At 42.1% G+C, this 14,505-nt stretch carries 9 protein-coding genes; 7 read left to right on the top strand and 2 right to left on the bottom strand.

Going from position 1 to position 14,505, the window contains the following annotated elements; all coding sequences use genetic code 11:
• Positions 1 to 20 precede the first annotated feature (20 nt).
• The 6 genes from AC0VX1_RS15650 to AC0VX1_RS15625 all read left to right on the top strand — a co-directional run bounded on the left by AC0VX1_RS15650 (position 21) and on the right by AC0VX1_RS15625 (position 10,222).
• Positions 21 to 962 carry a PDR/VanB family oxidoreductase gene (locus AC0VX1_RS15650; protein ID WP_278088969.1) on the top strand — a complete coding sequence of 314 codons (942 nt, stop codon included), beginning with the start codon at positions 21 to 23 and terminating at the stop codon, positions 960 to 962.
• Positions 963 to 1,016: 54 nt separating this feature from the next.
• Positions 1,017 to 2,510 carry an aldehyde dehydrogenase family protein gene (locus AC0VX1_RS15645; RefSeq protein ID WP_053535484.1) on the top strand — a complete coding sequence of 498 codons (1,494 nt, stop codon included), beginning with the start codon at positions 1,017 to 1,019 and terminating at the stop codon, positions 2,508 to 2,510.
• A 1,985-nt stretch (positions 2,511 to 4,495) separates the two neighbouring features.
• Entirely contained in the window at positions 4,496 to 6,100 is a 1,605-nt protein-coding gene (locus AC0VX1_RS15640) for a sigma-54 interaction domain-containing protein (protein ID WP_475467876.1), read from the top strand.
• A 131-nt stretch (positions 6,101 to 6,231) separates the two neighbouring features.
• Positions 6,232 to 7,383: an iron-containing alcohol dehydrogenase gene (locus AC0VX1_RS15635; RefSeq protein ID WP_475467874.1), complete on the top strand. Its 1,152-nt coding sequence runs from the start codon at positions 6,232 to 6,234 to the stop codon at positions 7,381 to 7,383.
• Positions 7,384 to 7,397: 14 nt separating this feature from the next.
• Positions 7,398 to 8,786 carry a hypothetical protein gene (locus tag AC0VX1_RS15630; protein ID WP_475467873.1) on the top strand — a complete coding sequence of 463 codons (1,389 nt, stop codon included), beginning with the start codon at positions 7,398 to 7,400 and terminating at the stop codon, positions 8,784 to 8,786.
• Positions 8,783 to 10,222 (top strand): NAD-dependent succinate-semialdehyde dehydrogenase, encoded by a 1,440-nt coding sequence (locus tag AC0VX1_RS15625; protein ID WP_475467871.1) that lies wholly within the window; start codon positions 8,783 to 8,785, stop codon positions 10,220 to 10,222. The genes AC0VX1_RS15630 and AC0VX1_RS15625 overlap by 4 nt, the downstream gene beginning before the upstream one ends.
• An 84-nt stretch (positions 10,223 to 10,306) precedes the next feature.
• On the opposite strand, the gene anmK is transcribed toward AC0VX1_RS15625, so the two are convergent.
• Together anmK and AC0VX1_RS15615 are read right to left on the bottom strand one after the other, a co-directional pair.
• Positions 10,307 to 11,485: an anhydro-N-acetylmuramic acid kinase AnmK gene (gene anmK, locus AC0VX1_RS15620; RefSeq protein WP_475467869.1), complete on the bottom strand. Its 1,179-nt coding sequence runs from the start codon at positions 11,483 to 11,485 to the stop codon at positions 10,307 to 10,309.
• A gap of 163 nt (positions 11,486 to 11,648) precedes the next feature.
• Positions 11,649 to 13,259: a glycoside hydrolase family 10-like protein gene (locus AC0VX1_RS15615; RefSeq protein WP_475467867.1), complete on the bottom strand. Its 1,611-nt coding sequence runs from the start codon at positions 13,257 to 13,259 to the stop codon at positions 11,649 to 11,651.
• Between the two features lie 341 nt (positions 13,260 to 13,600).
• On the opposite strand from AC0VX1_RS15615, the gene murQ reads away from it, so the two are divergent.
• Positions 13,601 to 14,485 (top strand): N-acetylmuramic acid 6-phosphate etherase, encoded by an 885-nt coding sequence (gene murQ / locus AC0VX1_RS15610; protein ID WP_063575832.1) that lies wholly within the window; start codon positions 13,601 to 13,603, stop codon positions 14,483 to 14,485.
• Positions 14,486 to 14,505 lie beyond the last annotated feature (20 nt).

The following is a 14,505-nucleotide window of genomic DNA, read 5'->3' as shown; positions in this document are numbered from 1 at the left end:
GGGTAGTAGGAAATATTCAAATGAAAGTAAACAAGATCATTCAAGAAACTCCATTCGTGAAACAGTTCGAGTTGATTCCAGTTGATGGAAAGCCGTTGCCTGCATTTACAGGCGGTTCGCATTTGACCACTTACATGCCGGCTGGAGATAAGATTTTCGAGAGAGAGTACTCCCTTATCAGCAACCCAAGGGACCGCAATAAATATGCGATTTCTATTCGGCGTGATGAGGCATCACGCGGAGGTTCGGCTTTCTGGCATGATCAAGTAAAGATAGATTCCAGGTTGGAAGTCAGTTTTCCTAAAAATAACTTCCCTCTCAGCTTTCGAGCTAAGCATCATGCTTTTTATGCAGCTGGAATCGGCATAACCCCATTTCTGGCAATGATGGAAGACATGGCCGCCGAAGGGCAAACCTTCGAACTCCATTATGCTGCACGCACTCCGGAGTTATGTGCTTTTTATGATCTGCTGAAAGCCAAATACAATGATCAATGCACCTTTTATTTTTCACAGGCAGAAGACAAACGCAGAATGATGCCCGAGACGATGATGGATCATCGCATTGGCACGCACGTCTATTTTTGCGGACCAATCGAGATGGTGCAAGAGTATCGAAAAGCTGCCAGTTCCTATGGTTATCCGGAACATGCGATCCACTTCGAATTATTTGCGGCAAAAAATGATGGGGCGAGAGATCCTTTCATCGTCGACCTTACAGACAGCGATCGGTCCATCCGCGTTCAGGAGGGTGAAACACTGCTTGATGCGCTTTTAAGGGAAGGAATCGATGCACCTTATTCTTGTAAAGTAGGCGGGTGCGGAAGTTGTGAGGTGGATGTTGCAGAAGGTGAAGTGGATCACCGTGATTTCTTCCTTAGCGAAGAAAACCGTCAAACACGGAAATCAATCCTGACATGCTGCTCACGTGCGAAGGACGACAGACTGGTCTTAAAACTGTAACGATTAAATCCTGTACAGATTATAAAAAAATAATGAAAACCGGAGGAATGAAACATGACAATATTAGAAACGGCAGTATTAGAGCTTAAAAATTACATCGACGGTAAGTGGCAGGCCTCATCTTCAAATGAAGTAATCCCGGTAATCAATCCTGCAACACAGGAAATCATCGCAAAAGCTCCGCGTGCCACCAAAGAAGATACAGAAAGGGCAATCTCAGTAGCGAAGGCAGCCTTTGAAAGTGGAATCTGGTCAGGCCTAACAGCACAGGAGCGTGCTTCCTACCTATATAAAATTGCTGATAAAATTGATGAACGTGCCGAAGAGTTAACGATTCTTGAAACAATGGACAACGGGAAACTTAAAGCAGAGGCAGGTTTCGATATTGCTGATGCCGCCGCGTGTTTCCGTTACTACGCTGGTTTGGTCCTTCATCCAGAAGGGGAAACGTATCAAGTTCCCGCTCCCGTGCAAGCGATGGTTGTTCGTGAGCCAGTAGGTGTAGCCGGTTTGATTGTACCTTGGAATTTCCCACTTCTAATGAGTGTCTGGAAAATCGCACCGGCGCTTGCAGCAGGAAACACCATTGTATATAAACCGGCTGAAGTGACACCTGTAACAGCAATGAAATTATTCGAAATCCTGGAGGAAGCAGGCATCCCAAAAGGTGTGGCTAATATGGTGATGGGCCGCGGCACCGTTGTCGGTCAAACCATCGCGGAAAGCAACGATGTTGACATTGTTTCATTTACAGGAAGTACGGATGTTGGCCGCTCCATCATGAAGGCGGCAGCGGGCAACTTAAAGAAAATTTCCCTGGAGCTTGGCGGTAAATCACCTAACATCGTTTTTGCAGATGCAGATTTAGAGACGGCCGTCGATTATGGATTATTTGGCATCTTCTTCGGTGCCGGTCAAGTTTGTTCATCAGGCAGCCGAATTCTAGTTGAAGAAAGTATTTATGATGAATATGTAAAACGTTATGTTGAACGCGCAAATAAAATTAAAGTTGGACCTGGACTTGCAGAAGACAGCAACATGGGGGCCATTGTCAGCGAAGCGCAAATGAATAGCATTTTGAACTATATTGAAATCGGCAAACAGGAAGGTGCGACACTTGCGGCAGGCGGTTACCGTCTTGTTGATGACGGTCTTGACAAAGGGTATTTCATTGCACCGACTGTCTTCACCGATGTAACACCTGATATGCGCATCGTACAAGAGGAGATCTTCGGTCCAGTCGTTGTCATTCAAAAGTTCAAAGATGAAGAAGAAGCTATTAAACTGGCAAATGATACAGACTACGGACTTGCAGGCGGCGTATTCACGAACGATGGAGCAAAAGGATTGCGTGTGATCAAGAAGGTACGGGCAGGCATCACATGGGTAAATGATTATCATCCAACATATGTCGAGGCGCCATGGGGCGGTTACAAACAGAGCGGGATTGGACGCAGTTTAGGAAAATACGGCTTGGACGAATACCAGGAAATTAAACAAATCAACATCAATCTCGATGTAAAACCCGTCGGCTGGTTTCCAAAATAATCGTCACTTACTTTCTTTAATCAAACCAAAAACCTAATCCAAATACGGATTAGGTTTCAGTTTGGCGACAAAATGGGTTAGTGAAAGGGTTATGTGTAATGATTTCCACTCCAGGCACTCGCTTTCCGCGGGCGGTCCGTGAGCCTCCTCGGCTGTTCGCCTGCGGGGTCTCCCTTGGCCACGCTTTTCCCGCAGGAGTCTCGTACCTTCCATTCCAATCAACTGGAACTTCTTTTTTAAGAAATATTGAAGGGAAACTGTCACTTCTTCTCCAATTCGTTTAAACAGTCTGGCGGTTTCATCAATTTTTTGACAAAAGGAGTTTCGAATTGGCACTCGCCCCGAACCAAGGTTTTAAAATTAAACTTGAGTATCTTTCATGTTTTTTACTAGTTTATACGGAAGAAAGAAACCTTCACTAGATTGAAGAGACTTGCGACACTCCTGCCGAATTACTGGCTAGCCGGGACCCCACAGGCGCTTGCTTTGATGAGGCTTGGCAGACAGTCGGCGGAAAGGGAGCGATTTCCGAAAAGGGGTATGTGTAATGATTTCCACTCCAGGCACTCGCTTTCCGCGGGCGGTCCGTGAGCCTCCTCGGCTGTTCGCCTGCGGGGTCTCCCTTGGCCACGCTTTTCCCGCAGGAGTCTCGTACCTTCCATTCCAATCAACTGGAACTTCTTTTTTAAGAAATATTGAAGGGAAACTGTCTCTTCTTCTCCAATTCGTTTAAACAGTCTGGCGGTTTCATCAATTTTTTGACAAAAGGAGTTTCGAATTGCACTCGCCCTGAACCAATATTAAACTTGAGTATCTTTCATGTTTTTTACTAGTTTATACGGAAGAAACCCTCACTAGATTGAAGAGATTTGCGACTCTCCTGCCGAATTACTGGCTAGCCGAGACCCCACAGGCGCTTGCTTTGATGAGGCTTGGCAGACAGTCGGAGGAAAGGGAGCGGATTTCCTGAAAGGGTTATGTGTAATGATTTCCACTCCAGGCACTCGCTTTCCGCGGGCGGTCCGTGAGCCTCCTCGGCTGTTCGCCTGCGGGGTCTCCCTTGGCCACGCTTTTCCCGCAGGAGTCTCGTACCTTCCATTCCAATCAACTGGAACTTCTTTTTTAAGAAATATTGAAGGGAAACTGGCTCTTCTTCTCCAATTCGTTTAAACAGTCTGGCGGTTTCATCAATTTTTTGACAAAAGGAGTTTCGAATTGCATTCGCCCCGAATCAAGGTTTTAAAATTAAACTTGAGTATCTTTCATGTTTTTTACTAGTTTATACGGATGAAACCCTCACTAGATTGAAGAGATTTGCGACACTCCTGCCTAATTCCTGGCTAGTCAAGACCCTAAAGGCGCTTGCTTTGATGAGGCTTGGCAGACAGTCGGAGGAAAGGGAGCGAATCTCTGAAATCATCTGCAACTTTTTTCAATTAAAAAACTGCAGGCAAACTGAGTTTTCATCGAGTTTGTCTACAGTCTGAAACCTAATCCAAATACGGATTAGGTTTTTTCAAACTGTCGAGAAACTTTTTAAAACACTTAACAAATAGTTCTTAACCCTTAAAGTATCTGAAATTAAACAATCTTAAGGTATGAGCCATTTCGCAGGCGTTTTTATTATGCAACAAAAGGACAAGTTTTCCTGTGATGAGTGAAAATGGATTTGAGCATAAAAAACACCATTGATATGATAAAAGTAACATACCATTGCTATTTATCGTTTTAATCAGAAATAGGGCAATGAGATTGAATCGTTTTACCGGTGCAGCATTTATTCTTGGTGTCGTTGATTGTCGTACATAGTATCATTAAAAAGAAAAAGGAAAAAACATTACATAATGCTCACACAATATAATTTAATAAGTTCATTGTCTTCTTTAATTGAATAGACTTGGAAGCCGACAGGACCTTCAAAAAGTCTTCAATCAAGGAGGAAGCGTTCTATCAAATAGTAAAGACCAGCCAGGGAGTGGATATTGATGACTAAGTTTTATTCGGATATGACAGTGGAGGAAGCAATATCTTGTTTCCCGATAGGAAGCACTGAAGTGGAAGTTTTGGATGATTCAGAGGATTTCATCGGATTTTTGACAATAGAGGCTTTATCAGCGGCAGTGCAGCAGAGTGATTTAACGAAGCCCATTTCTCATTTCATTACGGTTAATGCACCGCTGCAAAATTTACGGAATTACTCAATACCATATGATCAATTTCAAGCATTCTTTGAGAGTGATTTATGCAGGGTTGTTTTTAATGCACTGTATGATGGAGTGTATATCACTGATGGTGTTGGAACGACATTATTTATCAATCAAGCTTATCAACGTATTACTGGAATAAGAGAAGAGGAAATCATCGGAAAACCGATGAGTTATTTAATTGAGCAAGGTATGATATCCGTTTCAGCTTCATTGGATTCCATTCGAACGAAGAATCAAGTTACTTTGACACAAAGAATTCGAAATGGAAGAAAGATTATCGTATCGGCCACACCTATTCTATCGCCACAAAATGAAGTTATATTTGTCATAAATAGTGTCAGGGATATTACTGAATTAATCCGGATGAAGTATACGATTGACAGCCAAAAGTTATCTTTCCAACCTATTTCCCAATTATTGCCTGGCTCGGAACAGGTCAATTTTCAGGAAATAATCATTGGTCCTTCTACAACTCCATTATTCAAACTGGCTGATAAAGTGGCTAAAACGGATGCGAAGATCTTGTTACAGGGGGAAACGGGAGTAGGGAAGAGTTTAATCGCCAAGTACATACATGCCAAAAGCTCCAGAAAGGAAAAAATTTTCCTTGAATTAAATTGCGGAGCCATTCCAGCGAACTTGGTGGAATCTGAACTTTTTGGATATGAACCAGGGGCATTTACCGGATCCCTAAAGAATGGAAAAATGGGGATTTTTGAAAAAGTGAATGGTGGCACTTTATTTTTGGACGAAATTGGGGATTTACCTTTAGAGTTACAGGTGAAACTTTTGAAAGTGGTAGAAGAAAACAAGTTTATGAGAGTGGGTTCTACCGAAATGAAAGAAGTGGATGTCAGGTTAATTACAGCCACCCATCGCGATCTGGCCTCCCTCGTGCAAGAAGGATCCTTCCGCGAAGATCTCTATTACCGGCTTAATATCGTTTCCTTTGAAGTCCCGCCTTTACGCCAGAGAAAGGAAGAAACGATCCCGCTTTTAGAAATGTATTTGAAAAAATTCAATGAAAAATATAATGAGAAGAAAAAGATGACACCGGAATGCTATGAATGGCTGACGAACTATTCGTGGCCTGGTAATATACGTGAGCTTGCGAGTCTTGCAGAGCGGCTGGTCGTCACGACTTATGATGATACGATAGATTTATCTAATTTGCCATCTTTCATCCAGCCGGTCTTATCAAGAAAAACGACAACACATTCTTTGAAGGAAGCCGTTTCCGAGCTGGAGCGTTCACTGATATTGAATGCGATGAAAAAATATGGGACTACAAGGGCCGCCGCCATCTCTTTGGATATCAGTCAAAGCGCTTTGGTGCAAAAAATGAAAAAATTTCACATGCGATTAGAAAACGAATCGAATTAGTTTATTTGATTTGATTTCTACTCATTATTGATCCGGTAACACATGAAAAAAAGGTTATCTCCCTTATAAATTAAGCGTTTTCACTTTGGCATGATTCCTGCATTAGTAAAAACATGAAAGGGGAGATAACCATGAATATTTCTATATTTTCTATGGCAAACAAATTGGTGACAGGAGCAGACTCTTTACAGCAGCTGACTGATGAGGCTACGCGATTAGGGATGAGGAATCCGTTGATCGTTACAGATAAAGTTTTAGTGGGTGCCGGGGTTGTACAAAGGGTTGAGGATTTACTTTCATCAGCATACGGTATTTTCTCGGATGTGAATCCAGAACCGGAAATTGAAATCGTTGAGCATTGTGTACGGACAATCAAGGACGGAAAACATGATGGACTGATTGCGGTAGGCGGTGGAAGTGCGATTGATATTGCAAAAGCCTCTTCCGTCATGGCTACGAATTCAGGCAGCATCGAGAGCTATTTCGGTACGAACTTGATTGAAGTTCCAGGTCTCCCTTTAATAGCGATACCCACGACGGCAGGGACCGGGTCAGAAGTGACGAATATTTCGATTTTATCGGACAAAAAAGAACAGGTAAAGAAGGGAATCGTAAGTCCGTACCTTTTACCGGATGTAGCGATTGTATCACCCGTCATGACGCTGACTTGCCCGCCAAGTGTGACTGCTGCGAGTGGAGTGGATGCACTTGTTCATGCGGTCGAGGCTTATATTTCCAAATTTGCTTCGCCCGTTACGGATGCTTTGGCAATTGGGGCCATGAAGTTAATCGCAAAAAATTTACCTAAGGCTTATGCTGCGCCGGATAATATGGAAGCACGGGAAGCGATGATAACTGGAAGCCTAATGGCAGGGTTAGCTTTTGGCAATGCAGGTGTTGGAGCTGTTCATGCCTTAGCTTATCCGCTTGGAGGCCGCTTCCATTTATCACATGGAGTCAGCAATTCATTATTACTGCCATTTGTCATGAAGTGGAATAAAATTGCCTGTTTGGAAAGGTTTCGCGACATTGCTGAAGCACTTGGAGAGAAAGTCAATCATTTAAATGATGATGAGGCAGCGGATAAAGCGATAGAAGCGATGACCAGAATATGTCGCTATGTTGATATACCACAGTCACTAAGTGAATTTGAGATTCCTGAATCGGCTTTAAGTGAAATGGCTGCCGAGGCCATCAAACAAGTCCGTTTACTTCGCAATAATCCCCGTGCATTAAACGTTCGGGATATCGAAAAAATATACCGTTCAGCCTATGGCTTTTAAGTGGAGGAAACATTATGAAATGGAAAAAACGCCGCTACGGAGAAGAGACATCGTATATACCTGCGGGACCTTTTAAGATTAGACTGCCATTTGTCCATTATCGTTTTGAGTGGCCTGACTACGTTCAAGGATTATTGATGTGTGCAGTTGACCTTGGAGCGATAACGCTGCTTGCAGACCATCTCGGTATGTCTTTTGACGTGGCTCTAGCCGTCGTTATCTTGAATGGATTATTATACTTGGCGCATCATTTACTCGGGGACCCGGTTATACCAGGTTGGATTACACCTGCGGTCCCATTGCTTGTATTGTTCGTCGGGCAATTTCCGGAGGGGCCTGATCGGGTCTATGCACTCGTTGCGTTTCAATTAACATTAGGTATTTTATCGATATTGCTTGGAATGACCGGACTTGCCAGTAAGGTCGTGCGACTAGTGCCGAATGCAATCAAATCAGGCATTATTTTAGGGGCGGGTATTGGTGCTGTCGTTTCCATTTTTGAAGTAGGTGGAAAGTTTGATTTATTTCCTTATACAATTAGCATTTGTATCGGCTTTGCTTTTTATCTGCTTTTTTCGAAAAGTTTTGGAAAATTGAAAATGCGAAATAAAGCTTGGGTATTCATAGGGAATTTAGGGATATTGCCGGCAATTTTACTCGCGGTCTTTGTAGCCCCGATTTTTGGAGAAGCAAAATGGCCTGATATCCAATGGGGATTCAGCAGTCCGGATTTTGCTACGCTATGGTCAGACTATACTGTTTTCGGTTTAGGTTTTCCTGCCTTGACCTTCTTTTTAAGTGCGATTCCAGCTGTTTTTGCTACTTATTTAGTCGTATTCGGGGATGTGCTCAAAACAAAAGCGCTGCTTTCTGAATCCGATGAGGTCAGGGAAGATGAAAAGGTGGACTATAATCCAAACAGAGCCCATTTAATTTTTGGCGGCCGAAATGTGATCATGAGTTTTATCGGACCTGATATAACAATGTGCGGTCCGTTGTGGGCAGCCATGCAGGTCGTGGTTGTGGAACGGTTCAAGAATGGCAAGAAAGCCATGAATTCTTTCTTCGGCGGTGCCGGCTCGTTCCGTTGGGGTACGAATACAGGGTTATTCTTATTGCCGGTAGTCAGCCTGGTGGAACCCATTCTCGGTGTCGCCTTGGCCTTGACGCTTTTGGTTCAAGGATATGTTAGCGTACGCGTAGGGGTGATGCAGGCGAAGAGCCAACGCGACCTCGGAATTGCAGGTGTCGTTGCTGCCATCCTTGTTATAAAAGGTGCTGGCATGGCGTTTGCTGCAGGCATTCTATTATGTGCCCTATTATATGGCAAGGACTTTTTCAAAGGAGAGAATGATAAGACTTTTACAGATCATGGAGAAGAAGAGGAGAGTAAGGCATCATGAAAAAAGTAGTGGAAAAATGGCCAATTTATATTAATGGCGCACCTATTCATACAGAAAGTCATTTTGTAGTGGAAAATCCAGCAACATTGGAGCCTGTGGGCTATGTTCCGGACGCTAACGAAAAAGAGGCAAAGGCTGCTGTGGATGCAGCTCAAGCTGCTTTTCTGACTTGGTCGAAAACGAGTGCATACCATAGGGCGGAATTACTTGAGAAATGGTATACCATCATTGAGAACAGGCTGGATGAAATCGCAACGATCATGACCCTGGAACAAGGAAAGCCATTGGCAGAGGCAAAAGGTGAAATGAAGTACGCCTCAAGTTTCGTGAAATGGTACGCTGAAGAAGCAAAGCGCAACTATGGGGAAATCATACCAGCCTCCGTTGCATCAAAGCGTATTTTAGTGCAAAAGCAGGCAGTCGGTGTTATTGCTGCCATTACCCCGTGGAATTTTCCTGCTGCCATGATCACGAGAAAAGTGGCGCCGGCTCTTGCTGCGGGATGTACCGTGGTCATAAAACCCGCGGAACAAACGCCTTTGACCGCTTTGCTATTGGTTGAAAGTGCTCATGAAGCGGGCATTCCGGCAGGTGTGATAAATATTGTAACTACACAAAAACCGGGAGATGTATCAGACGTGTGGATGAATGATTCACGTGTTAAGAAGATCACATTTACCGGCTCCACTCCAGTAGGGAAACATTTAATGAAAAAGGCGGCAGAAACAGTGAAAAAAGTCTCGCTTGAACTCGGTGGATTGGCTCCGTTCATCATTGCTGAGGATGCGAATATCGAAGAAGCAGTATATGGTTTGATTCAATCGAAATTCAGGAATGCTGGACAAACATGTATTTGTGCGAACAGGATATTCGTCCATGAGACAATTGAACAGCCGTTTTTACAAGCTTTCGAACAAGCTGTTTTAGCTTTGAAGGTTGGAAATGGAATGGAAGGAGCCGATCTTGGTCCATTGATAGATGGAGCTGCAGTTAAAAAGGTTCGGCTTCAGTTGGAGGATGCTGCAAGTAAGGGCGCCATAATCCATAACACCTCAAGAGTCGATGAACAACAAGGCCATTTCATAGCACCAGCCATACTTTCCAATGTAACGGATGATATGCTGTGCATGCAGGAAGAAACGTTTGGGCCAATTGCGCCAGTCAGTACATTCAAAACCGATCAAGAAGCGATAGATCGAGCCAATAACACGAATTTTGGCTTGGCAGCTTATGTGTATACCGAGTCACTTAATAAGGCGGTTGCCTACTCGGATGCACTTGAATATGGGATTGTCGGTATTAATGACAGTGCCCCATCCACTGCACAAGCGCCATTTGGAGGCATGAAGGAAAGCGGTATAGGCAGGGAAGGCGGACACTACGGCATGGATGAATATTTAGAAGTGAAGTATGTCTCCATGCAGCTTGGCAAGTAAAAAAAACAGAAGGGTCCGCCATGATTCTTAAGGCAAAAAAAGAGTGGAAGGCCCATCAATTATCGATGTGCCTTCCACTCTTTTTCAATGGTTAAAATGATTTTTACGTCCCTTCAGATAGGAAGGAGGAAAGGTCATGTTTCCAAGGATGACATCGGAGACAGCACCGGTAGCCATGGGAACGTTACTTGTATGACCATGGAAAGTCTCATTTGCAAGTAATGCAAAGGCCACCGCTTCTTTCGCTTCAGAAGAGTATCCCAACTCTTCTTGAGTCAAAACTTGAATAGAATTTCCAAGCAGTGATTGAATCATGTTTAATAGCGTTTTGTTATAGCTGCCACCTCCGCCAATGATCACTTCTTCAATACTGGTTTTTGGGAAGATGAAATTTCGATAGTTTTCCACAATGGACTTTGCTGTAAACATCGTTACGGTTGCCAAAATATCTTGGTTTGGAAGCGATTCAAACATCTTTAATAGTTTTACTACATATTGCTTTCCAAACAATTCCCTGCCCGTTGATTTTGGTGGAGGGCTCATAATATAAGGATGACTGATACAATAAGATAAAAGTTCGTCACTGATTTGTCCTTGTTTAGCTATGTTTCCACCTTCGTCATAGCTTATATTGAACAATTGGCGGCATACTTCATCAATGATCATATTCCCAGGCCCTGTATCAAAAGCGTACATGTCATCCAAAGATGCTTGCTTGGGTAAGACGGTTACGTTTCCAATGCCACCTATGTTTTGAAGTAATCGTCCCTTTGCTTCACTTCTATAAAGAATGTATTCGGTAAAAGGAACAAGAGGAGCTCCTTGTCCACCAGCAGCCATGTCCATCGTCCGAAAATTAGAGATTACAAGTGTGTTTGTATCGTGAGCAATTACTGCAGCTTCCCCAATTTGCAAAGTGGAGGGGATATAATTTTGTTCTTTTAAAGGCTGGTGGTAAATGGTTTGTCCATGGGATCCGATAAGATCAAGTTTATTAATGGGAAATCCAGCTTTATGACAAACTTCCTTTACGGCATTGGCAAATAATTTCCCTAATTTAAAATTCAAACTGCATATTAACTGCACATTGGATGTGTCTGCAGATAAAGACTGTATAATTTCTTTTTCAATTTCTTTTGGAAACGGGCATGTCATGAACTCAATCATTTCGATTTCAGTTTCGAGTCCACTTTTATTCACCCGAACGAGTGCGGCATCAATTCCATCCAGTGATGTTCCGGACATTAATCCAACTATGTACATCGTCATTCCACCTACTTCGATTCTTTTATCATCGTGATATAGCATAATATACAACAGTGTATGCTATTAAGATAAAACCTTTTCCAATATATTGTTTATGGATGCTTTACGTCCATTGTTCACTGAGAAGGGCCTTTTAAACTATAATGCTTTTTCTTGAAGATCATTTTACTTTTATATCAATCTGTTTAGTTTGTTTGCTTTCATTGTGGGTGCGGTCCAATGCTGTCACAACATATGTGTAAGTCTTTCCTTTTTCTACACTGCCGTCATTAAACAATTGACTTGTATTTTCCTTATGCACTGTGGCAAGTAAGTTCGTTGAATCTTCAATGTTTCCTTTTTTATTCCCATCAAAACGATAAATGGCATAATAGGTTGCATCTGATTGCTTATGATCTTGAATTTCGAATTGTATCCCATCTCCTGATTGTGTGGCCTTGCTCACCTTTGGGGCCTTTGGTGCATGATCATCAATCCAAGGCATGGCTGGAACCAATGCGGGATGCTTATAAATATCCTCGCTTAAGCGATCCGCTATCCCAAGAGGGTTTTTCCGTAAATCCTTGGCACTGAAATGCATGCTTCCATCAAATTCCTTATATGTTCGATTCAGTTTTAACTGGTTTGGCATTTCTTCAGAATTGAACCAGTTTTGCACACCATTGGACTCGGTATTAATTTTATAGTCTCCCTGTCCAATATAGAGTTGAACATTTTTTCCTGCGACTTCTTTTGTCCACCAATCCAGAAGTTTGGCATAGTCAGCTACTGGCAATCCTATATTCCAATATAATTGAGGGGCAATATAATCAATGTATCCATTATTGATCCATGTTCGGGTATCTGCATATAAATCATCATAATTCGTTTGTCCAGCGGCAGTGTCAGATCCTGTGGGATCAACTGCTTTGTTGCGCCAAACTCCAAATGGACTTATACCAAACTTCACAAAAGATTTTTCTGCCTTGATTTCTTCGTTTATATACTTAACAAGGTTATTTACATTATCCCTGCGCCAATCTTCAACATTTGTAAATCTATCTGCTCCATATTTTTGATAGGAAATATCATCTGGGAAAGGTACTCCTGCAATCTTGTAAGGATAGAAATAATCGTCCATATGGACTGCATCGATATCATAATTCTTAACAACTTCCAATATTCCATCGATCACAAACCGTTGTACGCCAGGAATGCCTGGGTCAAAGTACAATTGCTGCCCATATGGTATGACCCAATCCGGATGCTTTCTAGCAGGATGAGATTCTGGAAGATTATCAATATCCGATATTTCAGCTGTTTTACCTAAAGGCATCGTAATGCGGTACGGATTAAACCACGCATGGAATTCCATATTACGATCATGTGCCGCTTCTACCATGAATGCAAGAGGGTCATACCCAGGATCTTTTCCTTGGACCCCTGTTAAATATTTTGACCAAAGACCGTATTCAGAAGGATAAAAAGCATCCGCAGTGGGTTTGATTTGCATAACGACAGCATTCATCCCCATCGCTTTTTGTTCATCCAAATATTTTATGAATTCTTCTTTCTGTGCTGATATGGATAAACCAGGTTTGGACGGCCAGTCAATATTTAACACACTTGCAATCCAAGTTGCGCGCAGTTCCTGTTTTACATAAGTGGTTGCTTGCGGGATTGTCCCTGATTCTGCATTTGCAATCAAATCAGCTGGAAGGAGAAGTGATCCTCCCACCAAAGCGGCTAGAGCCAATGAACCCAATTTTTTCTTTGTAATTCTTTCATTCATCAATAGTACAACCTCATTTCATTACTAATATTTATATTTAATTATTTGTAAGCGTTAACAAATAATGAATATATGCATTTATCACCTATGAAAACTGAGATAAAAACCAACAATAAAAAGAATCGTAGGTTTGGTTCACGAAATGGCTACTCGGTTTACATTTTTTATTTTTAGTAGAAAGATAACAATCAATCAATCAATTTAGGTATCTTACTTTTATTTTAAAATTAAATTTTAAAAATGTATACACAATATTGAAATTAAATTTTAATAGTGATATAGTCTCTTTAGCTAATAAAGTTTCACCACTTTCACCACTGAAATAAAAAAGGATGATATGTATGCTAGAGCATTTAACGACAGAGAGTCGTAATGAAAAGACCATGAGTTTAGATGAAATGGGAACTCTTGAATTTTTAGAAGTGATGAACGAAGAAGACATTAAAGTTGCTCATTGTGTAAAAAAAGAACTTCCGCAAATATCTAAAGCTGTGGACATGATCGTTGAAGCCATGAATAAAAACGGCAGATTAATTTACATGGGTGCAGGAACAAGCGGGCGCATCGGTTTATTGGATGCAGTAGAATGTCCCCCAACATTCAATACCGATCCGAGTGAAGTAGTGGGTCTCATAGCTGGTGGGGAAAAGGCTTTCATTAAGGCGGTTGAAGGTGCTGAAGACAGTTTTGAATTAGGTCCTGAAGATTTGAAGAAAATCGAATTGACAAACAGGGACGTCGTAGTGGGCATTGCAGCTAGTGGACGCACTCCATATGTTATTGCTGGATTGGAATATGCCAATCAAGTTGGTGCAGGAACTGTGTCGATAAGCTGTAACAAAGGTTCCGAAATAGGTAAGATTGCAAAAGTTGCGATTGAAGTGGTAAACGGGCCTGAAGTCCTGACGGGTTCTACACGTTTAAAAGCTGGAACATCGCAAAAGTTAGTATGCAATATGCTTTCCACCGCCTCAATGGTTGGAGTTGGAAAAGTTTATGGGAATTTAATGGTAGATTTACAGTTAACTAATGAAAAGCTGGTTGAACGTGCAAAACGTATTATCATGGATGCTACTGACTGCAGCTATGAAATTGCAGATGAATTTTTAGAAAAGGCACATGCCCAGCCTAAAATCGCCATTGTCATGATATTAACGAATGTATCATATGAAGAAGCGTCAAATCGTTTAGTGAAGGCACAAGGATTCATAAGAAAAACGATTTAACGCTTTTTATAAAAAAAAAT

The organism is Peribacillus sp. QJM3NY_7, assembly GCF_056173225.1.
Note: the sequence above shows the minus strand (reverse complement) of the source record. Positions and strands in the feature narration are given on the sequence as shown.

Coding starts and splice junctions, on each gene's coding strand:
- AC0VX1_RS15650 (WP_278088969.1), top strand. CDS start 21: ATGAAAGTAAACAAGATCATTCAAGAAACTCCATTCGTGAAACAGTTC.
- AC0VX1_RS15645 (WP_053535484.1), top strand. CDS start 1,017: ATGACAATATTAGAAACGGCAGTATTAGAGCTTAAAAATTACATCGAC.
- AC0VX1_RS15640 (WP_475467876.1), top strand. CDS start 4,496: ATGACTAAGTTTTATTCGGATATGACAGTGGAGGAAGCAATATCTTGT.
- AC0VX1_RS15635 (WP_475467874.1), top strand. CDS start 6,232: ATGAATATTTCTATATTTTCTATGGCAAACAAATTGGTGACAGGAGCA.
- AC0VX1_RS15630 (WP_475467873.1), top strand. CDS start 7,398: ATGAAATGGAAAAAACGCCGCTACGGAGAAGAGACATCGTATATACCT.
- AC0VX1_RS15625 (WP_475467871.1), top strand. CDS start 8,783: ATGAAAAAAGTAGTGGAAAAATGGCCAATTTATATTAATGGCGCACCT.
- anmK (WP_475467869.1), bottom strand. CDS start 11,485: ATGTACATAGTTGGATTAATGTCCGGAACATCACTGGATGGAATTGAT.
- AC0VX1_RS15615 (WP_475467867.1), bottom strand. CDS start 13,259: ATGAATGAAAGAATTACAAAGAAAAAATTGGGTTCATTGGCTCTAGCC.
- murQ (WP_063575832.1), top strand. CDS start 13,601: ATGCTAGAGCATTTAACGACAGAGAGTCGTAATGAAAAGACCATGAGT.